The sequence below is a fragment of the Pseudomonas sp. NPDC089395 genome (genome assembly GCF_044749525.1).
GTDB lineage: Bacteria > Pseudomonadota > Gammaproteobacteria > Pseudomonadales > Pseudomonadaceae > Aquipseudomonas.
The window spans coordinates 1-23,994 of sequence record NZ_JBIVID010000018.1 but is presented as its reverse complement, the minus strand read 5'-3'; the positions used below and the strand labels follow the sequence as shown (position 1 = coordinate 23,994).

Genomic DNA, 23,994 nt, shown 5'->3' with positions numbered 1-23,994 from the left:
TTCGACCCTCGCTCAGTAGTGGCTGAACTGTGTCTGCTTGACCAGGTCCTCGTAGAGGCGGGCATAGGGTTCTACCGCCTGGCACCAGTTGAACGGCTGGGTCATGGACAGGCAGCGCATGGCATTGAGCAGGTTCTTCTTGCCGTAGACATAGAAGGCTCGGCTCAGCGCCTCGCGGTAGCTTTCCACGGTCGACTCATCGAACAGGAATCCGGTGACGCCGTTCTCGATGGTGTCGGCAAGGCCGCCGGTGTTGCGTGCCACCGGTAACGAACCGAAACGCTGCGCGTACATCTGGCTCAGGCCGCAGGGCTCGTAGCGCGAAGGCATGAGCAAGAAATCGCTGCCGGCGAACATGCGCCGGGCGTCGGTTTCGTTGAAGCCGATGCGTACACCGATGCGGCCCGGGTGGCGCACCGCCAGCTCGCGCATGGCCTGTTCTTCTTCCGGCTCGCCGCGCCCGATGATGGCGATCTGGCCACCCTGTTCGACGATGTAGTCGGCCACGCCCAGAGTCAGGTCCAAGCCTTTCTGATAGACCAGACGCGAGACCACGGCGAACAGCGGCCCGGTAGAGGGTTCAAGCTCGAACAGGCGGCGTACTTCTTCGGCATTGCGCGCCTTGCCGTCCCAGTCGTTGATGCTGAAGTTGTGCTGCAGGTGCTTGTCGGTGGCCGAGTCCCAGCTTTCGTCGATGCCGTTGGGGATGCCGCCGAGCAGGCCTTGCTGGGCTTTGCTGGCCAGGAAGCCATGCAGACCGCAGCCGAATTCCGGGGTGGTGATCTCACGGGCGTAGGTGGCGCTGACCGTGGTGATGTGGCTGGAGTAGGCAAGGCCGGCCTTGAGGAACGACAGCTTGCCGTAGAACTCCATGCCTTCCTGTTGCATGGCATGGTCCGGGATCGCCAGCTCCGGGCTGCAGGCACGGCTGTACACGCCCTGGTAGGCCAGGTTGTGAATGGTGAACAGGGTCGGTGTGTTCAATCCGCGCCAGTGCATGTAGGCCGGGGCCAGGCCGGCAGGCCAGTCATGGGCATGCACCACTTCGGGCTTCCAGTGGATCTTGCCTTCACCCGCAGCAATCTCGGCGGCGGCCAGGCCCAGGCGGGCGAAACGGATGTGGTTGTCGGGCCAGTCGCGACCGTTGTTGGCACCATAGGGTGTGCCATCGCGCTGGTACAGCTCGGGGCAGATCAGCACGTAGATGACCAGGCCGTCGGCCAGGTCCATGCGGCCGATCTTGCACGGCGGCAGGGCCGCGTGGCCGCCCAGTTCGCCGACGATATGAATGGGGTTGTCGCTTTCCATTACCTGGCGGTAGCCGGGGATCAGGACCCGGACATCATGCAGGTGTGCCAGTGCCCGTGGCAGCGCCGCGGAGACGTCGCCCAGGCCGCCGGTCTTGACCAGGTCGGCGATTTCCGAGGTGACGAACAGGATCTTGCGTTTGTTGGGGTTGTGCTGGCGCTGGGCGCCAGGTGCCTTGGCTGTCGTGGCGAAGTCCGGGGTAAGGGGCTCGCGGTTTTCCGGGTTGAATGAATCTACGTGAGGTTCGACAGTGGCACTGATCATACTTCTCTCCGTCCCTATGTTGTGGCCGGGTGTTGGCACCCGTTCTCTTATTTCGTCTTGGTAATCTCTGGTTCGTAGCTTGGTAGTGCAGTCCTTGCCCCAGGGTCGTGCGCGCAGGCACAGCGCAATCGGCATTCCGGCCGAAGGCGATTGAACTGGGTGGGGTGGGTCGACGCTGGCGAGGGAGGCCCCTTTGCCATGACCTACTTATGTTCCTGACCTGCCACCTTTTGCAAAAGTTCGACTTTCTTTCAGTCGCTTCTTCCCTGAGCAAATGGCGGGCCGAAACTGAGTGTAGGAGAGAAGGAGATAAAAAGGTGACCCGCTGGTCACTTTCGTTATGTCGTGCGCTAGACGCAAACGTTGGCGTTTGTCACTCGATGTGAAAAGAGGATTTGCCAAGCGATTTTCAAGGGAGGGCGTGCATGATTTTGCAGCGGGCAGGGAGCAGTTTTGCACCGAAGCGGGGCATGCGCCCCGCAGCGTGAAGTTCAGCCCGAGGGCAGGAGCGAAGAGTGATGGTGGCTGATCAGCCACTGCTGTCCATCCCAGCGGTAAGTGAAGCTGTAACGCGCAGCGACCTGCTTGCCGCTGGCGGCAAAATCGAAGGTATAGAGGCCAGCAAGGGTCGCCGTGTTGCAGGCACCCTGAAAGTGATGGCTGTCGAGCTTGCCGCTGGGTTTGTCGGCCAGAAAATGCCGGAAGTAGTCGATGCGCTCTTGCGGGGTCAGGCGCGGTTGACTCGACACAGTGGGCAGCAGCAGGGCGTCGTTCTGGTAAAGCTGGGCAACCAGTTCCGGGTCACCGCTTCTGAGGCTGTCATTCCATTTTTCGAAGAGCGCGAGGGCGTGTTCTTCGGTGACGCTCTGGCAGCTTTGGGCTGCAGCCTGAATGGGCAGCGTAGTGACGGCCAACAAGGCGAGGGGCAAGCAGTATTTCGCGACTTTCATGGTAGCTCCGTTGCACGCGGGCACCTGGCAGGGCCCTTGACGCGGGCCACTGTAGAAAGTGCCCTGCGGCTCAGCTATCGGAGATACCTTGGGTCAAGTGGCGATTCTTCTGCGTATCGGAAACTGACGGGGTGGGAGCAATGCAGCTCCCACGGGAGGAAGGGGTCAAAGGTTCACGGATTTGTCGCCGGAACGCGACTGTTCCAACAGCATGTGCAACTGAGCGACCTGCTGGCGCAGTTGATCACGTTCGTCCTTCAGCTTACGCAGCTCATCACGGCGCACGGAGACATAGAGGGTCTGGGTTGGAGTGGCAGGCATCAAGGTACCCATAAGCACACCTCGCGGTTTTGGCTGGTGACAGTAAAAGCGTAGTCGCTTCATGCGGGGCGCATTCTGAATTCTTTCGCCGTCCTTGGGAACTTTTTTGTTTGGCGTTGTCTCGCCGCTCGTCGCTGAACCCTCATGCTGCGGGCTGGACTAATCTGTGAAGCTGAACTGCGTTGTCATTCATTTCCACAGGGGAGCATCGGCTCATGCAACTGGGAATCGTCGGGCTGGGCCGCATGGGCGGCAATATCGCAAGGCGCCTGATGCGCGCCGGTCACCGCACGGTGGTCAATGACCGCAACCGTGACGCCATCAAAGGGCTGGAAGCAGAGGGCGCCCAAGGCGCCCACGACCTGGGCGCGCTGGTGCAGAAGCTCAAGGCACCGCGCGCGGTGTGGGTGATGTTGCCGGCAGGCGAGCCCACCGAGCAGACCATCGCGCAACTGGCCGAGCTGCTGGAGCCGGGCGATGCGATCATCGACGGCGGCAACACCTTCTACAAGGACGACATGCGCCGCGCCAGCGAACTGGCCAAGCGCGGGTTGCACTACCTGGATGTCGGCACCTCAGGTGGCGTCTGGGGCCTTGAGCGCGGCTACTGCATGATGATCGGCGGCGAGAAGGACGTGTTCGAACGCCTGGAACCGCTGTTCAAGGCCCTGGCACCGGGGGTGGGCGACATCCCACGCACCCACGGCCGCCAAGGTGAGCACCAGCGCGCCGAGCATGGCTATATTCATGCCGGCCCGCCAGGCGCCGGGCATTACGTGAAGATGGTTCACAACGGGATCGAGTACGGCCTGATGCAGGCCTACGCCGAGGGCTTCGACCTGCTGCGCAGCAAAGGCGGCGCGCAATTGCCCGAGGACCAGCGCTTCGACCTCGATGTGGCCGAGATCGCGGAAGTGTGGCGCCGCGGCAGCGTGGTCACTTCATGGTTGCTCGACCTCACCGCCGATGCCCTGGTGGCCGATCCGCAGCTGGCGCAATTCAGCGGCTCGGTGTCCGACAGTGGCGAAGGCCGTTGGACCATCGACGCCGCCGTGGAACAAGCCGTGCCGGTACCGGTGCTGTCCAGCGCGCTGTTCGCCCGCTTCCGTTCGCGCCAGCAGCAGGGCACGTATGGCGACAAGATCCTCTCGGCCATGCGCCTGGGCTTCGGTGGCCACGTCGAGAAGAAAGACGCATGACAAAACAGACGATTCCAGCGGCGCCTCCCTGCACCTTGTTCCTGTTCGGCGCCAATGGCGACCTGGTCAAGCGCTTGCTGATGCCCGCGCTGTACAACCTGGACCGTGACGGTTTGCTCGACCGCAACCTGCGCATCGTCGGCGTCGACCACAACGCCGCCACGGCCGAGGCCTTCGCCGAGCGCCTGCACGGGTTCATGCAAGAGCGCGACAAAGGCGGCGGGGGTGCCGGCAAATGCCTGGACGAAAAACGCTGGGCACGCCTGGCCAAGCGTCTGGACTACCAGACCGGCGACTTCCTCGACCCTGCTACCTATGCGGCCCTGGCCAAGCGCATCGACAAGACCAGCCATGGCAACGCCGTGTTCTACCTGGCCACTTCGCCACGCTTCTTCCCCGAAGTGGCCCAGCGTTTGGGCGAGGCCGGTTTGCTCGATGAGTCGGGCGGCGGTTTTCGCCGGGTGGTGGTGGAAAAACCGTTCGGCACCGACCTGGCCAGTGCCGAGGCCCTCAATGCCTGCCTGTTGAAGGTGATGAGCGAGCGGCAGATCTACCGCATCGACCATTACCTGGGCAAGGAAACGGTACAGAACATCCTGGTCAGCCGTTTTTCCAACGGCCTGTTCGAATCGTTCTGGAACAACCATTACATCGACCATGTGCAGATCACCGCTGCCGAAACAGTCGGCGTCGAGACCCGTGGCGCGTTCTACGACAACACCGGTGCCTTGCGTGACATGGTGCCCAATCACCTGTTCCAGCTGCTGGCCATGGTTGCCATGGAGCCGCCCGCGGCGTTTGGCGCCGACCCCGTGCGTGGGGAAAAGGCCAAGGTCATCGGTGCCATCCGCCCGTGGACGGCGAAGATGGCCCTGAAGAACTCGGTACGTGGCCAGTACACGGCGGGCAAGCAGGGCCGCAAACAGCTGCCGGGCTATCGGCAGGAAGACAGGGTTGCGGCCGACAGCCAGACCGAAACCTACGTTGCCCTCAAGGTGATGATCGACAACTGGCGCTGGGCCGGGGTGCCGTTCTACCTGCGCACCGGCAAGCGCATGAGCGTGCGTGACACCGAGATCGCCATCTGTTTCAAGCCGGCACCTTATGCGCAGTTTCGCGAGTCGGAGCTGGAGCGGCCCAAGCCCAACTACCTGAAGATTCAGATCCAGCCCAACGAGGGCATGACGTTCGACCTGCAGGCCAAGCGGCCCGGGCCCGAGCTGGTGATGGAGAATGTCCAGCTGGGCTTTGCCTACAAGGACTTCTTCAAGATGACCCCGGCGACCGGCTACGAGACCTTGATCTATGACTGTCTGACGGGTGACCAGACCTTGTTCCAGCGGGCCGACAACATCGAGAACGGCTGGCGCGCGGTGCAGCCGTTTCTGGATGCCTGGGCACAGGAGGGCGAGGTGCATGAATACCCGGCGGGTGAGGATGGGCCTGAGGCCGGTGATGAGCTGCTGGCCCGTGACAAGCGTGAATGGCACAAGCTGGGGTGACTGTTCTGGCCTCATCGCCGGCAAGCCGGCTCCCACAACAGATCTCGAGGTCTGTGTGTACCTGTGGGAGCCGGCTTGCCGGCGATGAGGCCCGTACAGGCAACCCCACCAAGGAGTTTCAATGCCCGCCCACATCGAAGACTACGCCCTGCTCGGCAACTGCCGCAGCGCCGCCCTGGTCAGCCGCGACGGCTCCCTCGACTGGCTGTGCCTGCCACGCTTCGACGCCCCGGCGGTGTTCGCATCGCTGCTGGGCAACGAAGAAAACGGCCGCTGGCGCCTGGCGCCCAGCGACCCCGTCGAGCACTGCAGCCGCCGCTATCTGCAAGACACGCTGGTACTGGAAACCACCTGGGTCACCGCCAGCGGTCGCGCCCGTGTGCTCGATTTCATGCCGTTGGACGAAGTCAACTCGGTGGTGCGCATCGTCGAGGGCCTGTCCGGCGAAACCCACTTCGAAATGGACCTGGTGCTGCGCTTCGATTACGGCCGCAGCGTCCCCTGGGTGGAAATGCTCGACCCCCTGACCCTCAGCGCCGTCGCCGGCCCCGACCGCCTGATCCTGTGCAGCAGCGTGCCGCCGCAGGCCCGCGACCATCACACGGTCGCACGCTTTGGCGTGGGCGCAGGCGAACGTCACGTGTTCAGCCTGCGCCACCAGCCCTCGCACCTGCCGGTGCAACCGGACTGCGACCTCGACCAGGCTTTGACATACACCCTGGAGCAGTGGCAGGCGTTCGCCGCCCGTTGCCCGGAGGTGGGGCCATACACCGCCCTGGTGCGCCGTTCGTTGCTGACCCTCAAGGCCATGACCTACGCCCCCACCGGCGGCATCGTCGCCGCCGTCACCACCTCGTTGCCCGAGCGGGTAGGGGGCGAGCGCAACTGGGACTACCGCTTCTGCTGGCTGCGCGACGCCACCATGACCCTGCTGGCGTTCATGAACCTGGGTTACTTCGACGAGGCCCAGGCCTGGCGCGAATGGTTGTTGCGCTCGGTGGCCGGCAACCCCGAGCAGATGCAGATCATGTACGGCTTGGCCGGTGAGCGCGACCTTCAGGAATACACCCTGCCGTGGCTGGCCGGCTACGAGCACTCGCAACCGGTGCGGGTCGGCAACGCGGCTTCCGAGCAGCGCCAGCTGGACATCTACGGGGAACTGGCCGACGCCATGACCCAGGCGATCAAGGGCGGGCTGCCGCGCCACCCCCGAAGCGCCGCGATTGCCCGTTTGATCCTGCCCTATGTCGAGCGTATCTGGCGTGAGCCGGACGAAGGCCTGTGGGAAGTGCGCGGCCCCCGCCAGCACTTCGTGCATTCCAAGGTCATGGCCTGGGTCGCCTTCGACCGTGCGGCAGGGCTGGCCAATACCACCGAAGAGGACCGCGAGCGTGGTCGCCATTATCGGCAAGTGGCCGATCAGATCCACCGCGAAGTCTGCGCCCAGGGGCTGGATGCCAGTGGAGCCTATTTCGTCCAGGCCTATGGTTCACGCGAACTGGATGCCAGCCTGCTGCAGATTGCCCTGACCGGCTTTCTGCCGGCACAGGACCCTCGCTTCTTGCGCACCTTGGAGCAGATCGAGCAACGGCTGCTGAAGAATGGCTTGCTGTTGCGCTATGACAGCGACAGCTGCAGTGACGGGCTGACGCCGGGGGAGGGGACGTTCCTGGTGTGTTCCTTCTGGTTGGCCGATGTCTATGTGCTGCTGGGGCGTCAGCAACAAGCGCAGGCGCTGTACGAGAAACTGACCGGGCTGTGCAATGACCTGGGATTGCTGGCCGAACAGTACGACCCGGCCGGGCGTCGCATGCTGGGCAACTTCCCCCAGGCGTTCAGCCATATCGGCATCATCAATACGGCGTTGAACCTGCACCGGGCGCAGTGCCCGGTGCGGGATCGGGCCAGCGTTGGCCAGGGGCTCAGCTGACAGCGTCTTTCAACCCTTTGCCGGCTTTGAAGACAGGTTTTTTTCGCGCCGCGATGACCATCTTCTTGCCGGTCCGGGGATTGCGCCCCTGTCGTTTCGGTACGTCGGTTACGCTGAACTGGCCGAAACCCACCAGCGCGATCTTTTCCCCGGCAACCAAGGCCCTGGTAATGGCACCCAGAAACTCGTTCAAGATGACGCCGGCTTCGACCTTGGTCAGCTCGGCCCGTTCGGCTACGGCATGGATCAGTTCTTTCTTGTTCATCAGATCATCCTTGCAATGAGGTGTTCGATGAGTGTCGGGGCTGGGTTGTCGCGGGCGCAACTGGCAAAAATGTCAGGTACCCAGGGCTGTGCGAGCATGCCGAGACGACGGCGTTGCAAAGCTGTTAGCCTTGACAGGTTTCAGGCGTATTGAGCAGGCCATGGCCAACCACAAGATCGAGATTCGTCGGCGCAATGTAGAAAAGATTCTCCAGGCCGCCGAAAAGGTGTTCGCCGAAAAAGGTTTCGGCGCCACCTCCATGGGCGATATCGCCGAGCAGGCGGAGCTTCCGCGTTCCAATCTGCATTACTACTTCAGCACCAAGGACGACCTGTTCCGCGCGGTGCTGCAGGACTTGCTGGATGTGTGGAAGCAGGACGCCCTGTGCTTCGAGAATTTCGACGACCCGCGGGTGGTGCTGACCAGTTACATCCGCGCCAAGATGGGCCATTCGCGCTCGCGGCCGCTGGGCTCGAAGATCTGGGCCGAAGAGATGCTGCATGGTGCGCCGGTGCTGGGGGTGAGCCTGGATGAAAGCCTGGTGCCCTGGGCGAAACTGAAGGAAGACAAGATTCGCCGCTGGGTGGAGGAGGGGCGCATCCTGCCGGTGGAGCCTTCGGCGTTGCTGTACATGATCTGGGCATCGACCCAGCACTATGCCGACTTCGGTTACCAGGTGACGGTGCTCAATGGCGGGGAAGCGCTGTCGGACCCGGCGTTCGAGCGGGCGGTGCAGACGGTGACCTGTGTGATCCTGCGGGGGATTGGGTTGGAGCCTTGAGAGTGCAGGGGGCCGCGTTGCGGCCCTTTCGCGACACAAGGCCGCTCCTACAGGGGAACGCGAAACCCTTGTAGGAGCGGCCTTGTGTCGCGAAAGGGCTGCAAAGCAGCCCCAAAATCGGCAATCCTCAGCTGGCCTCACGGTAGGGATTACGCGGATCCTGCGTCCAGTTCAGGTAAGGCTTCCCGGTATCCTGCGCCACCATCTCGATGCAGTTCTCCACCGGGCAGGTAATCTGGCACAGGTTGCACCCCACGCACTCTTCCTCGATCACGCTATAGGCATGGGTCCCATCCGCCTTCAGCGTGCTGGCGATGGCCTGGTGCGAAGTATCTTCACAGGCAATATGGCAGCGCCCGCAGCCAATGCACGCCTCCTGGTCGATATGCGCCACCGACTTGTAGTTGATGTCCAGGTACTTCCAGTCGGTGGTGTGGGCCACGGCTTGCCCGCGGAAGGCCTCCAGGTTGCGGTGCCCGTGCTGGTCCATCCATCGCGCCAGGCCGTCCTTCATGTCCTCGACGATGCGGAACCCATGCAGCATCGCCGCCGTGCACACCTGCACCGCGCCACTGCCCAGGGCAATGAATTCGGCGGCATCGCGCCAGTTGCCGATACCGCCGATACCGCAGATGGGCAGGCCACGGGTTTCCGGGTCGCGGGCGATCTCGGCGACCATGTTCAAGGCGATGGGTTTTACCGCCGAGCCGCAGTACCCGCCATGGGTACTCTGATCACCGACGATCGGGTGCGCGACCATGCGGTCGAGGTCGACGCTGGTGATCGAGTTGATGGTGTTGATCAGCGACACCGCATCCGCGCCACCGCGATGGGCTGCACGGGCCGACTGGCGAATGTCGGTGATGTTGGGCGTGAGCTTGACGATCACCGGCAACGCGCAATAGGTCTTGCACCAGCGGGTGACCATCTCCACGTACTCCGGCACCTGGCCGACCGCGGCGCCCATGCCGCGTTCGGGCATGCCGTGCGGGCAGCCGAAGTTCAGCTCGATCCCATCGGCGCCGGTGGCCTCCACCAGCGGCAGGATGAACTTCCAGGACTCCTCCTCGCACGGCACCATCAGCGACACGATCAGCGCACGGTCGGGCCAGTCCTTCTTCACCTGGGTGATTTCGCGCAGGTTGATCTCCAGCGAACGGTCGGTGATCAGCTCGATGTTGTTGATGCCCTGCACCTGGCGGTTGGCGCCGTAGTGGGCCGAGTAGCGCGACGACACATTGACCGCTGCCGGGTCCTCGCCCAGGGTTTTCCAGACCACGCCCCCCCAGCCGGCCTCGTAGGCGCGGACCACGTTGTAGGCCTTGTCGGTCGGGGGGGCGGAGGCCAGCCAGAAAGGGTTGGGTGACTTGATGCCGGCGAATTGAATGGACAAATCGGCCATTTATGCTGCCTCCACATTGAGCATGAGTTGGGCATGGATGGCTTCGGCGGCCAGCTTGCCATGTTGCACGGCCTGAACGGTGAGATCCTGGCCCAGGGCGGTGCAGTCGCCGCCGGCGTAGACGCCCGGCAGACTGGTGCGCATGTCGGCGTCGACGCGGATGCGTTCGCCGTCACGGGCCAGTTGGGCGGCCAGCGGATCGCTCAGGCTCTGCTCGTCGAAGCGTTGGCCGATGGCCTTGAAGATGGCGTCGGCGGCCAGCTCGAAGGTTTCCCCGGTATCGCGCAGGCGGCCGTCGGCAAGCTCGGTGCGGGCGAAGCGCATGCCGCATACCCGGCCGTCGTCGTCCAGCAGCACGCTGTCGGGGCGGGCCCAGGTATGCAGGCGCACCTGGTTGGCCTTGGCGATGTCCTGCTCGTGGCCGGTGGCGCCCATGTCGGCGAAGCCGCGGCGGTACACCAGGTTGACGTCGCGCGCGCCCAGGCGGCTCATCTGCACGGCCATGTCGATGGCGGTGTTGCCCGCGCCGATGACCAGGCAGCGGTCCGCCAGTGGCAGTTGCGTGAGGTCGTCGGCCTGGCGCAGTTCGCGGATGTACTCGGTGGCGGCCAGCAGGCCCGGGGCTTCTTCATCCGGCAGGCCAAGCTGACGCACGGCGTTCAGGCCAAGGCCAAGGAACACGGCGTCGTACTGGTCACGCAACTCGGCAAGGCCCAGGTTGCTGCCCAGGCGCTGGCCGTGGCGGACTTCGATGCCGCCGATGCCCAGCAGGAAATCCACTTCGCGCTGTGCGTAGTCGTCCACCAGCTTGTAGCGGGCGATGCCGTATTCGTTGAGGCCACCGGCCTTTTCGCTGGCTTCGAACAGCACCACGTCATGGCCATGCATGGCCAGGCGGTGGGCGCAGGACAACCCGGCCGGGCCGGCACCGACCACGGCGATGCGTTTGCCGGTGGCGGGTGAACGCTGGAACGGGTGTTCGCTGAAGCCTGCGTTGTCCAGCGCATAGCGCTGCAGTTGGCCGATCAGCACGGGTGCGCATTCCTGGGCGTTGTTACGCACGCAGGCCTGCTGGCAGAGGATCTCGGTGGGGCATACGCGGGCGCAGCTGCCACCGAGGATGTTGGCCGACAGGATGCGTTCGGCGGCGCCTTGCAGGTTCTCGTCGCTGATGCGGTGGATGAACGACGGGATGTCGATTTCGCTCGGGCAAGCGTTCACGCAAGGGGCGTCGTAGCAGTACAGGCAACGGGCGCTTTCCACGGCGGCCTGGCGGGCGGTGAGGGGCGGGGCGAGGTCGCTGAATTGCTCGGCCAGCGAGTCGTTGCCGGCGCGGGGGCGCGGCAAGTGGTTCAGGGCATCGATCACGGTTGTAGCCTCTCTTTTTTACATGGGGCTTGGGGCGGGGCGCTGTGCGCCCCAATCGCCGGCAAGCCGGCTCCCACACAGGGGCAGTGACGTCCTTGAGAGCGGTGCTATCCCTGTGGGAGCTGGCTTGCCGGCGATGGCCTCAGCGCTGAACGGGCGTCGGGCGCTGCTGCTCGGCGCGCCGGCCCAACACCTCGTACACCGAGGGGTAGGCCGGACGTTCCACATACCGGCCTGCGCCTGGCTCCGCGCGCAGGTCGCCATCGGCCCAGACCACGCGGCCCTGGCTGATGGTGTGGCTGGGAATGCCGCGCACGGTGCGGCCTTCGAAAATGTTGAAGTCGACGCGCTGGTGGTGGGTCTGCGCAGAGATCGTGCGCGTGCCCTGCGGGTCCCACAGCACCAGGTCGGCGTCGGCCCCCACGCGGATGGCGCCCTTGCGCGGGAACAGGTTGAAGATCTTCGCCGTGTTGGTGGAGGTCAGCGCGACGAACTCGTGCATCGACAGGCGCCCGCTGTTGACCCCCGCATCCCACAGCACCGCCATGCGGTCTTCGATGCCGGCCGTGCCGTTGGGAATACGGCTGAAGTCGTTGCGCCCCATGGCTTTCTGTTCGGCGCAGAAGCAGCAGTGGTCGGTGGCGGTGGTGTGCAGGTTGCCCGACTGCAGGCCACGCCACAGCGCTTCCTGGTGTTCGCGCGGGCGGAACGGTGGGCTCATCACGTAGCCGGCGGCAGTGGACCAGTCCGGGTGGCGGTAGACGCTGTCGTCGATCAGCAGGTGACCGGGCAGCACTTCGCCGTACACCGGCTGGCCCTTGGCACGGGCATAGCTGATTTCATCCAGCGCTTCGCGGCTGGAGATGTGCACCACGTACAGCGGCGTGCCGATGGTTTCGGCGATGCGGATGGCGCGGCTGGCGGCCTCGCCTTCGACTTGCGAGGGGCGTGACAGCGGGTGTGCTTCCGGGCCGGTCATCCCTTGCGCGAGCAGTTTCTGTTGCAGGTGGTAGACCAGCTCGCCGTTCTCGGCATGCACGGTGGGCACCGCGCCCAGCTGCAGGCAGCGCTCGAAGCTGGCCACCAGGGTGTCGTCGGCGGCCATGATGGCGTTCTTGTAGGCCATGAAGTGCTTGAAGCTGTTGACCCCGTGCTGGGTCACCAGCTCGCCCATTTCCTCGGCCACCTGCTCGCTCCACCAGGTGATGGCGACGTGGAAGCCATAGTCGGACGCGCTCTTCTGCGCCCAGCCACGCCAGGTGTGGAAGGCTTCCATCAGTGACTGCTGCGGGTTGGGGATGACGAAGTCGATGATCGAGGTGGTGCCGCCGGCCAACCCCGCGGCGGTGCCGCTGAAGAAGTCTTCGCTGGCCACGGTGCCCATGAAGGGCAACTGCATGTGGGTGTGCGGATCGATGCCGCCGGGCATCAGGTACTGGCCGCTGCCGTCGAGGATCTCGCAGTCGGTGGGCGGTTCGAGGTCTTTGCCAATGGCGCGGATCTGGCCATCGACACACAGGACATCAGCGGTATAGCTCTCTTCGTGGGTTACCACGGTGGCGCCACGGATCAACAGGGACATGCCGTCTTCCTCGCAGGCTGACCGGTCTGGGCCGGTTCTTGAAATTGTTATGCGCCAGTGGCTGGAGGATGGATTTCAATCCTGTCAGACCTGACAAGAATGGAATCTAGTTGCTGATTATGGATTGATCAAGAAAATAATTTATGAGCTTATAACTTTCATAACTAATTGATATTTATAGCAATTTTATACAGATCACCAAAATGGTGAGGCCGTTCACCATTTTGACGCACTTGACAAGATGCCAAATTGGTCAAGATTTTCCATGCAAAATCAGCTGCTTGAATCCTGGCTTCGAGGCGCTGGCCGCGCCACTGAAAAACCAGGCTGCACCAAGGTGAAACCGGGTGTGGGGGCCAGGGCCGGCCCAGGGCGGCGCGAACACCCGGCGAGGGCATCAGCGTGCCTTTGCCTGGCGCAGTTGAAAGCCTTGCAGATCAGTTGATTACCTCCAGTCGGCGGCGGCCGGCGGGGTAGGCCCAGGCCAACCCGGCACGCAAATTGAGTACGGCCACAACCGCCAGGCCGGACCGGAGGTGCAGTACTGGTGGTGTAGAGACTCCGGCCATCGCATTAGCCCGATGAGCGAACAATTAGAAAAATCTGGAGAAGGCCCCATGCAACAGAGCAGATCGGAAGTGATCGAGCAGGATGGCCTGTTCGAGCTGTCGGCGGGCAGTGACGTGCTCGACAGCCCACGCTACAACCACGACATCGCGCCGACCAAGGTGCACCAGCGCACCTGGAACAAATGGCACATCACCGCGCTGTGGGTGGGCATGTCCATCTGCGTGCCCACCTACACCCTTGGCGGGGTACTCACGGCCTACTTCGGCTTGAGCGTGGGCGAGGCGCTGCTGGCGATCCTGCTGGCCAACCTGATCGTCCTGATCCCGCTGACGCTCAATGCCTTCCCCGGCACCAAGTACGGCATACCGTTCCCCGTGCTGCTGCGGTCCTCGTTCGGCATCCTCGGGTCCAACGTGCCTTGCCTGATTCGCGCGGTGGTCGCCTGTGGCTGGTTCGGCATCCAGACCATGTTCGGCGGCTTGGCCATCCACCTGTTCCTGGGGTCGATCTTCGATGAGTGGAAAGCCCTGGGCGGCACCGGTGAAGTGATCGGCTTCATGGTGTTCTGGGCGCTCAACCTGTGGGTGGTGCTGCGCGGCGCGGAGTCGATCAAATGGCTTGAGACGTTGTCGGCGCCGCTGCTGGTGGCCGTGGGCTTTGGCCTGCTGTTCTGGGCCTTGCCGCACATGTCGATGACCGAGTTGCTGGCCCAGCCGCCCAAGCGTCCGGAAGGGGCGAGCGTGGTCAGTTACTTCTGCGCCGGGCTCACGGCGATGGTCGGCTTCTGGGCCACGCTTTCGCTGAACATCCCGGACTTCAGCCGCTATGCCAAAAGTCAGAAGGACCAGATCCTCGGGCAAATCTTCGGCCTGCCGCTGACCATGTTCCTGTTCGCTGCGCTGGGTGTGGTGATGACTGCCGCCTCGGCGTCGCTGGTGGGCGAAACGGTGTCGGATCCGGTGAGCCTGATCGGCAAGATCCAGAACCCGGGCTGGGTGGCGTTGGCCATGGCGCTGATCGTGATCGCCACGCTGTCGACCAACACCGCGGCCAACATCGTGTCGCCGACCAACGACTTCCAGAACATCGCCCCGCGCCTGATCGGGCGCAACCGCGCGGTGTGGCTGACGGGTTTCATCGGCATGGCGCTGATGGGCCACGAGCTGCTGAAGAAGCTTGGCTGGATCGTGTCCGACCTGAGCCTTGAGAGTGTCTATTCCAACTGGCTGCTGGGTTACTCCAGCCTGCTCGGGCCGATTGCCGGGATCATGGTGGTGGACTACTTCCTGATCCGTCGGCAGAAGCTGGACCTGGCCGGGTTGTACCGCGACGACGTCTACCCAGCCTGGAACTGGGCGGGCTTTGCCGCCTTCGGCGTGCCGGTGACGCTGACGGTGATGGCCATTGGCAACAGCAGTTTCAGCTGGTTCTACGACTATGGCTGGTTTACCGGCTCGCTGCTCGGGGGCGCGTTGTACTACGCCCTGGGGGGCATGGCGATGAGGCCCGACCTTGCAGCGCAGAATCCGAAGATGAATGCAGATAACAAAAACGCCTGAGGAGACAATCCAATGACCCCAGCCCAGCATGTCCTGCAATCCACCGACCACCATGTCGACAGCGCCCGCCTGTGGCAATCGCTGATGGACCTGGCGCGCCTTGGCGCCACCGCCAAGGGCGGCGTATGCCGCCTGGCCCTGACCGACCTCGACCGCCAGGCCCGCGACCTGTTCGTCGAGTGGTGCGAAGCCGCTGGCTGCAGCGTCAGCGTCGATGCGGTGGGCAACATCTTCGCCCGCCGCCCGGGCCGCAACCCCAAGCTGCCGCCCGTGATGACCGGCAGCCACATCGACACCCAGCCCACCGGCGGCAAGTTCGATGGCTGCTTCGGGGTGATGGCGGGCCTGGAAGTGATCCGCACCCTCAACGACCTGGGCATCGAAACCGAAGCCCCGCTGGAAGTGGTGGTGTGGACCAACGAAGAAGGCTCTCGCTTTGCGCCGTGCATGATGGGCTCGGGCGTATTCGCCGGCAAGTTCACCCTGGAGGAAACTCTGGCCAAGCGCGACGCCCAGGGGATCAGCATGGGCGAGGCCCTCAATGCCATCGGCTATGCCGGCCAGCGTGCGGTGCTCGGCCACCCGGTGGGGGCTTACTTCGAAGCGCATATCGAACAGGGGCCGATCCTCGAAGACCAGGCCAAGACCATCGGCGTGGTGCTGGGGGCACTGGGCCAGAAGTGGTTCGACCTGACCCTGCGTGGCGTCGAAGCCCATGCCGGCCCGACGCCGATGCACCTGCGCAAGGACGCCCTGGTCGGCGCTGCGGCGGTGGTCGAGGCGGTCAACCGGGCAGCGCTCGGCCATCAGCCGCATGCCTGCGGCACCGTAGGTTGCCTGCAGGCCTATCCGGGTTCGCGCAACGTGATACCGGGCGAGGTGCGCATGACCCTGGATTTCCGCCACCTGGAGGGCGACCGGCTGGATTCGATGATCAAAGACGTGCGCGCGGTGATCGAGGCGACCTGTGCCAAGCATGGCCTCACCCACGAGCTGATTCCCACGGCCGATTTCCCGGCGCTGTACTTCGACCGTGGTTGCGTCGATGCCGTGCGCGATTCGGCGCGCACCCTGGGCTTGCCGCACATGGACATCGTCAGCGGGGCGGGGCATGACGCGATCTTCCTGGCCGAAATGGGGCCGGCGGGGATGATCTTCGTGCCCTGCGAGAACGGCATCAGCCACAACGAGATCGAGAACGCCACGCCGCAAGACCTGGCGGCGGGGTGTGCGGTGTTGTTGCGGGCGATGCTGGCAGCGTCGGAGGCAATCGCCAACGGGCGCTTGGCTGCCTAGCTATCCGCAAGGCTAGGGGGCCTGCTTATACCGGCAGCAGGTCCCCCTCACGCCCGAGGTGATAACGCTGCAGGTCCTGGGCCAGGGTCAGGTGGCCGTTGTAGTGGGCCTGCGCTTCCAGGCGCACCTCATCGATGCACGGGCTGCGCCGCGGGTCGGGCTGGTAGCGGGCACTGAAGTGGGTCAGCACCAGGTTGCGCACGCCGGCCGTTTCGGCGAACCGCGCCACGGCGGCCGCGCAGCTGTGGCCAAAGGAGATGCCGGTACGCTCGATGACCGCTTGGGTGAAGGTCGCTTCATGCACCAGCACATCTGCGTCCCTGGCCACCTCGGCCAGCAGCTCGGGGTTGTCGTTGTCGCCGCAGACGATCACCCGCCGCGCCGGGCGCGACGCCCGCAGGTAATCGTGGCCATGCAGAACACGCCCGGCATGCTCTACCGTCTCGCCCTTGGCCAGGGCCCCCCACAGTGGTCCGCGCGCAATCCCTTCGGCATCCAGGCGTTGCACATCCAGTCGCGGTTCGGGGTTGATTTCGGTGAACACGAAACCGACGCTCGGCACCCGGTGCGACAGCGCCACGGTGTCGACCATGACCGTGTCGCTGCGCCACCCTTCGAAGCCTTCGACAGCCAACAAGCGCAGCTCGAACGACAGATAGGTGTCACTTGCTGCCAGGCTCAGGCGTACCCAATCATGCAGCGCGGCGGGCAGGATCAGGTCCAGCGGTTGCGTGCGCCCGCTCATGCTGGCGCTGGCCAGCAGCCCTGGCAGGCCGAAGCAGTGATCGCCGTGCACATGGGTGATGAAGATGGCACGCAGGTCGCGCATGGAAAGCGGGGTGCGCAGCAGCTGGTGCTGGGTGCCCTCGCCGCAGTCCACCAGGTACCAGTGGCGGCCACTGGCTTCGATGACGGCGGTGGCGCTGACGTTGCGCACCTGGGTGGGCACCCCGGCCGAGGTGCCGAGAAACTGCAGGTCCAATGCCTGGGCTCCGGAAGTTGCGGGCCTACACAGTAGCCCGGTTGTCAGGGCGTGGCGAGGTCCTCCTGGCGCCAGATCAGCTTGCGGGTGTCATAGCCCTGCTTTTGCGCGAGGGTCAGCAACTGCTCGCGGGTCTGGTCGGTGATCGCCGGCGTGCGCGACAACAGCCACAGGTACTCGCGGTTGGGGTGGCCGACCAGCGCCACGCGGTAATCCTTGTCATGGTAGAGCACCCAGTATTCGCCCTTGGTCATCTCGGGTGCCAGGCGGCTGAACCAGTTGTCGAACCGCACCCAGAGCTTGTCGGTCTTGCCCGGCTGCTGGGCCTCGGCGACGCCCTGGGCCTGGTTCCACTGCCCGTCCTTTTCCTTGCAGCGGTTGTTCACGTCGATGCGGCCATCTTCGCGCAATCCGTAGTGTGCTTCGGACTGCACGCAATTGCGCTGGAAGAACATCGGCAGGCGCGCCAGCTCGTACCAGGTGCCCTGGTAGCGTTGCAGGTCGACCTGCTGGGTGGTGGGGGGCGAGCGATGTTCGTCGCTCGAACCGACGCAGCCAGCAACGGCCAGCGTCATGCAGGAAAGGATCAACGCGGTGCGTATCGCCATGGCGAACCTCCTGGAAGCGGATGTGGGCCTACCTGTGTTTCGATGCGCGTACGCTGCAAAAGTTGTATGGAATCACGCTTCGTCAGGCGGCAGGTCGAACGAGCCGGTCTGCACCTCGCCCGCGCGCACGTAGCGGGCAATCACCACGCCCTTGGGCGACACCTGCGAGTGCTGCAGGGTGAAGGCTGCCGCGGCGGCATCGCTACCGAACAGGCGTTTGCCGTGGCCGAGCAGCAAAGGGTGGATCAGCAATTGCAGTTCATCCACCAGGCCGGCTGCCAACAGTTGCTGGACCAGTTCGGCACTGCCCTGGGTCAGCAGCGCCGCGCCGTCTTGCTGCTTGAGCCTGCGCACGGCAGCGGTCACGTCCGTGCCCAGGGGATGGCTGTTGTGCCAGTCGAGTGTGCCGGGCGAATGGGTCGCGACATGCTTGGCCACGCGGTTGAACAGGTCGGCGATGGAGAAGTCTTCCGAGTTGCCTTTCACCTTCGGCCAGTAGCCGGCGAAGATGTCGTAGGTGCGCCGGCCCAGCAGCAGCTCGAAGGGTTGGCTGAACAGCGCCTGCATGGCCTGGCCGAAGACTTCCTCGGCGTAGGGTACGATCCAGCCGCCGTAGGTGAAGCTGCCGCTGGTATCTTCCTGCGGGCCGCCGGGGGCCTGCATGACGCCGTCGAGACTGATGAAGGCGGCAACGATGAGCTTGCGCATGGTGGGTTCTCCAGGGATGGCCTGCGGTGTACAGGCCCTGTCCCTGGTCGAACGGCGCGGCGGCGTTTCGACAACGCCGACGCATTTACAGCCAGTAGGTCACCGCCCACCATCCCAGGCCACCCATGACCACCGTGTAGGGCAGGGCCATCCACACCATCCGCCCGTACGACAGGCGGATCAGTGGCGCGATCGCCGAGGTCAGCAGGAACAGGAACGCAGCCTGGCCATTGGGGGTGGCCACGCTGGGCAGGTTGGTGCCGGTATTGATCGCCACCGCCAGCGTCTCGAAGTGCTCGCGGCTCATGCCGCCATTGAGAAATGCCTGCTTCACCTCGGTGATGTAGATGGTGGCGACGAACACGTTGTCGCTGATCGCCGACAGCAAGCCGTTGGCCAGGTACAGCATGCCCGGCTGCTGCTCGGCAGGCAGGGCCAGCACCCAGGCGATCAGCGGGCTGAACAGCTGCTGCTGGTGGATCACCGCCACCACCGCGAAGAACACCACCAGCAGCGCGGTGAACGGCATGGCGTCCTGGAACGCCCGGCCCAGGCGATGCTCGTCGGTGATGCCGGTGAAGGCGGTGATCAGCACGATCACCAGCAGGCCGATCAGGCCGACTTCGGCAATGTGCAGGCCCAGGCAGACGATCAGGATCAGCGCGGCGATGCCTTGTACCCACAGCGCCACGCGCTGCGCCTGAGTGCGCGCGGCATCGTCCTCGGCGGCGTAGGTGGCCAGCACCTGGCGCACGCGGTCCGGCATCAGCGTGCCGTAGCCGAACAGGCGCAGTTTCTCCAGCAGCACGCAGGTCACAAGGCCCGCGCCGAGCACGGGCAGCGAGACCGGAGCAACCTGCTGGAAGAAGTCGGCGAAGTGCCAACCCATTTCGTGGCCGATCAGCAGGTTCTGCGGCTCGCCCACCAAGGTGCACACACCGCCCAGGGCGGTACCGACCGCGCCGTGCATCAGCAGGCTGCGCAGGAACGCGCGGAACTGGTCGAGGTCTTCACGGTGCAGTTGTTCGATCTGCTGGTCGCTGTCCAGCGCGCTTTCCTCGCGCGGGTTGGCATTGGAGGCGACGCGGTGGTAGACCGCGTAGAAGCCCACGGCGGCGCTGATGATCACGGCGGTCACGGTCAAGGCGTCGAGGAACGCCGAGAGAAAGGCCGACAGCACACAGAACAGCAGTGCCAGCAGCGCCTTCGAGCGCACCCCGAGCAGAATCCGCGAGAACAGGAACAGCAGCAGCTCCTTCATGAAGTGAATGCCCGCCACCATGAACATCAGCAGCAGGATCACCGGGAAGTTATGCAGCAGCTCGTCGTACAGGGCCTGGGGCGTGGTCATCTTCAGCAGCAGCGCCTCGACCAGCAACAGGCCGCCCGGCATCAAGGGGTAGCATTTGAGGGCCATCCCCAAGGTGAAGATGAACTCGATCACCAGTGCCCAGCCCGCGGCCACCGGGCCAACGCTGACCAGCAGCAACGGGTTGAGGATCAGAAACAGGCAGATGACCGCCTTGTACCAAAGCGGCGACTGGCCGAGAAAACTGTTGGCCAGGGCGCCGGTCAGGGAGCGTGACATATAATTTGTATCCTTATGATTCGAGCGCGCAAGGTGCCTGATCAGCGTCTCGCAGGCAAGGCAAACAGTCCCGTTTTTGGCACAAGTGCGGCCATCGGCCTGGGTTACCATCCAGCGCTCAAAACCTTTTTTGCCACAGGAGTGCCGCCCGTGACCGAGTACAGCGCATTCAAGGTCGAACTGACCGACAACATCGCCCATGTACAGATCAACCGCCCGGAAAAGATCAACGCGATGAACGCTGCGTTCTGGGAGGAAATCGTCACCATCTTCCAGTGGATCGACGACACCGATGTCGTGCGCGCCGTGGTCATCAGTGGCGCGGGCAAGCACTTCTCTGCCGGTATCGACCTGATGATGCTAGCCTCGCTGGCCGGCCAGATGGGCAAGGACGTGGGCCGCAATGCGCGCCTGCTGCGGCGCACCATCCTGCGCATGCAGGCGTCGTTCAATGCCGTGGACAATTGCCGCAAGCCGGTGCTGGCGGCGGTCCAGGGGTATTGCATCGGCGGTGCCATCGATCTGATCTCGGCCTGTGACATGCGCTACTGCAGCCGCGATGCGCAATTCTCGATCAAGGAAATCGACATGGGCATGGCCGCCGATGTCGGCACTCTGCAACGTTTGCCACGCATCATCGGCGACGGCATCATGCGCGAGCTGGCCTTCACCGGGCGTAACGTCGAGGCCGACGAGGCACTGCGCATTGGCCTGGTCAACCGGGTCTATGATGATCAGGCGGCCCTGCTCGACGCGGTCTTTGCCATCGCCCGCGAGATTGCCGCAAAATCGCCGATCGCCGTGGCGGGCACCAAGCAGATGCTCGACTACATGCGTGACCACCGCATCGATGATGGCCTGGACTACATCGCCACCTGGAACGCCGCGATGCTGCAGTCCGAAGACCTGCGCGTGGCCGTGGCGGCGCACATGAGCAAACAGAAACCGACGTTCGCCGACTGACTGGGCCGGGGGACGCGCAGTCAAGGAACCCCGACATGTCAGCACGCTGGACTACCGCAGTACTCGACCCGCAGATCACCGGGGGCTGGGCCGTCGCCCGCAGCCCGGAAGGGTTTCTGGTGGACGCCAACGGCGCGCTGTTCTCCCGCGACTGGCTCAAGCGCCAGGACCTGGACCTGTTGTGCGAGCACGGCATCGGCCACTTCGACGGCGAGCCGGTGTTCCTGCTCGAACTGCGCAGCGCCAGCGAGCTGCCGGGTTGCAGCTGGCGTGGCCTGCGTGCCTTCATGCTCGAGGGCGACTTCGACACCTTCAAAGTGCTCGGCTACGCCGCGCAGATCGGCACCTGGGCCCGCGAGCACCGTTTCTGCGGCAGCTGCGGCCAGCCGATGACGCAGATCCACTGGGAGCGGGCCATGTACTGCCAGCCCTGCGACCTGCGCAGCTACCCCCGCATTTCACCGAGCATGATCGTGCTGGTGACCCGTGGCGACGACATTCTGCTGGCCCGTTCGCCCCGCTTCGTCACTGGCGTCTACAGCACCCTGGCCGGCTTTGCCGAACCTGGCGAGTCGGCCGAGGACTGCCTGGTGCGCGAGGTGCGCGAAGAGGTGGCGATCGAGGTGCGCAACATCCAGTACGTGGGCAGCCAGTGCTGGCCGTTCCCGCACTCGATGATGCTGGGCTTCCATGCCGAATACGCCGGCGGCGAGATCGTCATGCAGCCGGACGAGATCGAGGACGCCAAGTGGTTCAGCGTGCACGACCTGCCGCCGCTGCCGGCGGGGCGCTCCATTGCCCGCTACCTGATCGACCTTTATGTGGCCCGCCGCCTAGGCCTGGCCGAACCAGTGCTGCCAAACTAAACGCACGGTCAACGCCAGCACCACGGTGATGAACACCGGGCGGATGAACTTGCTGCCGCCACTGATCGCCGTGCGTGCGCCGAAGAAGGCGCCGACCATCACCGACAGGCCCATGCACAGGCCGACGATGTAATCCACCTGCCCGGAAATGATGAACACCGTCAGCGCCGCAATGTTGCTGACGAAGTTCATGCTGCGCGCCACACCGCTGGCGCGGACCAGGTCGATGGGGTAGAGCAGCAGCGTGCTCACGGTCCAGAACGCGCCGGTGCCGGGGCCGGCCACGCCGTCGTAGAAGCCCAGGCTGAAGCCCTGCGGGAACTGCCATTTCTTCTTGATCGGTGCGTCGGCATCCAGTGGCGCCTTGGGCGTGCCGCCGAACAGCAAGTAGAGGCCGCAGGCGAAGACCACCACCGGCAGCATCTTGTTCAGCCACTCGGCCGGCAGGTAGTGGGCGATCGTAGCGCCGAGCAGTGCGCCGAGCAGGGTGGCGAGCAACGCCGGGCGCCACTGCGCCGGGTGGAACAGTTTGCGCTTGTAGTAGGTGAAGCCGGCGGTGGCCGAGCCGAACGTCGAGCTGAGCTTGTTGGTGCCCAGCACCAGGTGCGGTGGCATGCCGGCGGTGAGCAGCGCCGGGGTCGTGAGCAAGCCACCTCCGCCAGCGATGGCATCGATGAAACCGGCGACGAAGGCGACCAGGGCGAGGATCAGCAGGGTGAGGGGTTCAACGGTGAGTTCGAAGGGCATTGGGTTCTGGCAGGCTGGGAGGCAGGGGTGCGGCAAACTGCCGCGCTAGAGACGGGCATGGTAATCCTGGGAGGCTTGCGTTGCCAGCGCCGGCCCTATCGCCGGCAAGCCGGCTCCCACAGGTACCCCACTGTTCTCGGGTCCGGTGCGGTTCCTGTGGGAGCCGGCTTGCCGGCGATAGGGCCGGTACGAACAACCTTCAACTACGGATGAACGCCAGCAAATCCGCATTGATCACATCGGCATGGGTAGTCGGCATGCCATGCGGGAAACCCTTGTAGGTCTTCAGCGTGCCATTGGGCAGCAACTTGGCCGACAACGGCCCGGAGTTCTCATAGGGCACGATCTGGTCATCATCGCCATGCATCACCAGCACCGGCTGCTGGATGCGCTTGAGGTCTTCGGTGAAGTCGGTCTGGGAAAACGCCACGATCCCGTCGTAATGGGCCTTGGCACTGCCGATCATGCCTTGTCGCCACCAGTTGCCGATGATGCCTTCCGACGCTTCGACACCCGGCCGGTTGTAGCCATAGAACGGCCCGGTCGGGACATCGCGGTAGAACTGCGCACGGTTGCTGGCCACCTGGGCCTGGAAACCGTCGAACACCGATTTGGGCAGGCCGCCGGGGTTGCCTGGGGTCTGCACCATCAGCGGGGGCACGGCGGCGATCAGTACCGCCTTGGCCACTTTGTCGCCCGGGTAGCGGGCCATATAGCGCACCACTTCGCCGCCGCCGGTGGAGTGGCCGACATGCACCGCGCCCTGTGTCCCCAGGTGCTCGACCACGGCGGCCACGTCGTCGGCATAGTGGTCCATGTCGTGGCCGTCCCACACCTGGCTGGAGCGGCCATGGCCACGGCGATCATGGGCGACGACCCGGAACCCTTGGCCCAGGAAGAACAGCATCTGCGCGTCCCAGTCGTCGGCACTCAGTGGCCAGCCGTGGTGGAAGTGGATGACCTGCGCATCGCGCGGGCCCCAGTCCTTGTAGAAGATCTGAACGCCATCCTTCGTTGTTATGTAGCTCATCGTCGCGTCTCCTCTGTGCAGGGGATTGCCAAGTGAGCTATTGAGAATAGGAGAGATTCTTGGGTTGTCAGTACTGGCCTCATCGCGGATAAATCCGCTCCTACAGGTACCTGAACTGCGCCCCGGATGTTGGACACCCATCCAACACCGGGGTGTTTTACATGACCAAGTATTCCAAGCAGTTCAAGCTGTCTGCCATCGAAGC

The 23,994-nt window shown here is 64.3% G+C and carries 21 protein-coding genes; 8 read left to right on the top strand and 13 right to left on the bottom strand.

Translation table 11 applies throughout. The annotated features are described in order from the left end of the window. Positions 1-12: 12 nt before the first annotated feature. The 3 genes from glgA to ACIPZG_RS25325 form a co-directional block, all read right to left on the bottom strand. A complete protein-coding gene (gene glgA / locus ACIPZG_RS25335) occupies positions 13-1,572 on the bottom strand; it encodes a glycogen synthase GlgA (protein WP_400718009.1) in 1,560 nt (519 codons plus the stop codon). Positions 1,573-2,063: 491 nt separating this feature from the next. Next, positions 2,064-2,522: an SgcJ/EcaC family oxidoreductase gene (locus ACIPZG_RS25330; protein ID WP_400718007.1), complete on the bottom strand. Its 459-nt coding sequence runs from the start codon at positions 2,520-2,522 to the stop codon at positions 2,064-2,066. A 165-nt stretch (positions 2,523-2,687) separates the two neighbouring features. Next, entirely contained in the window at positions 2,688-2,855 is a 168-nt protein-coding gene (locus ACIPZG_RS25325) for a DUF6026 family protein (RefSeq protein ID WP_008089955.1), read from the bottom strand. A 203-nt stretch (positions 2,856-3,058) separates the two neighbouring features. Here ACIPZG_RS25325 and gnd point away from each other — a divergent pair, with 203 nt between their 5' ends. From gnd to ACIPZG_RS25310, 3 genes are all read left to right on the top strand, one after another. Beyond that, complete coding sequence (gene gnd, locus ACIPZG_RS25320; RefSeq protein ID WP_400718005.1) at positions 3,059-4,042, top strand: phosphogluconate dehydrogenase (NAD(+)-dependent, decarboxylating); 984 nt, start codon at positions 3,059-3,061, stop codon at positions 4,040-4,042. Next, entirely contained in the window at positions 4,039-5,544 is a 1,506-nt protein-coding gene (zwf, locus tag ACIPZG_RS25315) for a glucose-6-phosphate dehydrogenase (RefSeq protein ID WP_400718003.1), read from the top strand. The genes gnd and zwf overlap by 4 nt, the downstream gene beginning before the upstream one ends. Positions 5,545-5,665: 121 nt before the next feature. After that, positions 5,666-7,474, top strand: coding sequence for a glycoside hydrolase family 15 protein (locus ACIPZG_RS25310; RefSeq protein WP_400718001.1), 1,809 nt, complete (start codon positions 5,666-5,668; stop codon positions 7,472-7,474). Here the strand turns inward: ACIPZG_RS25310 and ACIPZG_RS25305 are convergent. Beyond that, complete coding sequence (locus ACIPZG_RS25305) at positions 7,467-7,739, bottom strand: HU family DNA-binding protein (RefSeq protein WP_400717999.1); 273 nt, start codon at positions 7,737-7,739, stop codon at positions 7,467-7,469. The two genes, ACIPZG_RS25310 and ACIPZG_RS25305, sit on opposite strands and share 8 nt — an antisense overlap. Positions 7,740-7,899: 160 nt before the next feature. Between ACIPZG_RS25305 and ACIPZG_RS25300 the strand changes: the two genes are divergently transcribed. Further along, positions 7,900-8,520 carry a TetR/AcrR family transcriptional regulator gene (locus tag ACIPZG_RS25300; RefSeq protein ID WP_008090154.1) on the top strand — a complete coding sequence of 207 codons (621 nt, stop codon included), beginning with the start codon at positions 7,900-7,902 and terminating at the stop codon, positions 8,518-8,520. Between the two features lie 127 nt (positions 8,521-8,647). Here ACIPZG_RS25300 and preA read toward each other — a convergent pair whose 3' ends face one another. The 3 genes from preA to hydA all read right to left on the bottom strand — a co-directional run bounded on the left by preA (position 8,648) and on the right by hydA (position 12,872). Next, positions 8,648-9,922 carry an NAD-dependent dihydropyrimidine dehydrogenase subunit PreA gene (gene preA / locus ACIPZG_RS25295; protein ID WP_400717996.1) on the bottom strand — a complete coding sequence of 425 codons (1,275 nt, stop codon included), beginning with the start codon at positions 9,920-9,922 and terminating at the stop codon, positions 8,648-8,650. Continuing rightward, positions 9,923-11,290 (bottom strand): NAD(P)-dependent oxidoreductase, encoded by a 1,368-nt coding sequence (locus ACIPZG_RS25290; RefSeq protein WP_400717994.1) that lies wholly within the window; start codon positions 11,288-11,290, stop codon positions 9,923-9,925. 142 nt (positions 11,291-11,432) lie between these two features. Continuing rightward, on the bottom strand, positions 11,433-12,872 hold the full coding sequence (hydA, locus tag ACIPZG_RS25285; protein WP_400717991.1) for a dihydropyrimidinase: 1,440 nt from the start codon (positions 12,870-12,872) through the stop codon (positions 11,433-11,435). A 617-nt stretch (positions 12,873-13,489) separates the two neighbouring features. Between hydA and ACIPZG_RS25280 the strand changes: the two genes are divergently transcribed. Together ACIPZG_RS25280 and ACIPZG_RS25275 are read left to right on the top strand one after the other, a co-directional pair. Next, positions 13,490-15,001: an NCS1 family nucleobase:cation symporter-1 gene (locus ACIPZG_RS25280; RefSeq protein ID WP_400717989.1), complete on the top strand. Its 1,512-nt coding sequence runs from the start codon at positions 13,490-13,492 to the stop codon at positions 14,999-15,001. A gap of 12 nt (positions 15,002-15,013) precedes the next feature. Further along, positions 15,014-16,297: a Zn-dependent hydrolase gene (locus tag ACIPZG_RS25275; RefSeq protein WP_400717986.1), complete on the top strand. Its 1,284-nt coding sequence runs from the start codon at positions 15,014-15,016 to the stop codon at positions 16,295-16,297. A gap of 25 nt (positions 16,298-16,322) precedes the next feature. Here ACIPZG_RS25275 and ACIPZG_RS25270 read toward each other — a convergent pair whose 3' ends face one another. The 4 genes from ACIPZG_RS25270 to nhaB all read right to left on the bottom strand — a co-directional run bounded on the left by ACIPZG_RS25270 (position 16,323) and on the right by nhaB (position 20,183). Beyond that, positions 16,323-17,279: a ribonuclease Z gene (locus tag ACIPZG_RS25270; RefSeq protein ID WP_400717984.1), complete on the bottom strand. Its 957-nt coding sequence runs from the start codon at positions 17,277-17,279 to the stop codon at positions 16,323-16,325. Between the two features lie 44 nt (positions 17,280-17,323). Next, positions 17,324-17,887 (bottom strand): lipocalin family protein, encoded by a 564-nt coding sequence (locus ACIPZG_RS25265; RefSeq protein ID WP_400717981.1) that lies wholly within the window; start codon positions 17,885-17,887, stop codon positions 17,324-17,326. A gap of 72 nt (positions 17,888-17,959) precedes the next feature. Further along, on the bottom strand, positions 17,960-18,595 hold the full coding sequence (locus ACIPZG_RS25260; protein WP_400717979.1) for a dihydrofolate reductase family protein: 636 nt from the start codon (positions 18,593-18,595) through the stop codon (positions 17,960-17,962). An 85-nt stretch (positions 18,596-18,680) separates the two neighbouring features. Next, positions 18,681-20,183, bottom strand: a complete 1,503-nt coding sequence (gene nhaB, locus ACIPZG_RS25255; RefSeq protein WP_400717977.1) for a sodium/proton antiporter NhaB — start codon at positions 20,181-20,183, stop codon at positions 18,681-18,683. A 150-nt stretch (positions 20,184-20,333) separates the two neighbouring features. Between nhaB and ACIPZG_RS25250 the strand changes: the two genes are divergently transcribed. Continuing rightward, entirely contained in the window at positions 20,334-21,146 is an 813-nt protein-coding gene (locus ACIPZG_RS25250) for a crotonase/enoyl-CoA hydratase family protein (protein ID WP_400717975.1), read from the top strand. A 35-nt stretch (positions 21,147-21,181) separates the two neighbouring features. Further along, entirely contained in the window at positions 21,182-22,012 is an 831-nt protein-coding gene (gene nudC, locus ACIPZG_RS25245) for an NAD(+) diphosphatase (protein ID WP_400717973.1), read from the top strand. Here the strand turns inward: nudC and ACIPZG_RS25240 are convergent. Next, a complete protein-coding gene (locus ACIPZG_RS25240; protein WP_008094609.1) occupies positions 21,980-22,759 on the bottom strand; it encodes a TSUP family transporter in 780 nt (259 codons plus the stop codon). The two genes, nudC and ACIPZG_RS25240, sit on opposite strands and share 33 nt — an antisense overlap. A 199-nt stretch (positions 22,760-22,958) precedes the next feature. Beyond that, positions 22,959-23,789, bottom strand: a complete 831-nt coding sequence (locus ACIPZG_RS25235) for an alpha/beta fold hydrolase (RefSeq protein ID WP_400717971.1) — start codon at positions 23,787-23,789, stop codon at positions 22,959-22,961. Between the last annotated feature and the right edge of the window lie 205 nt (positions 23,790-23,994).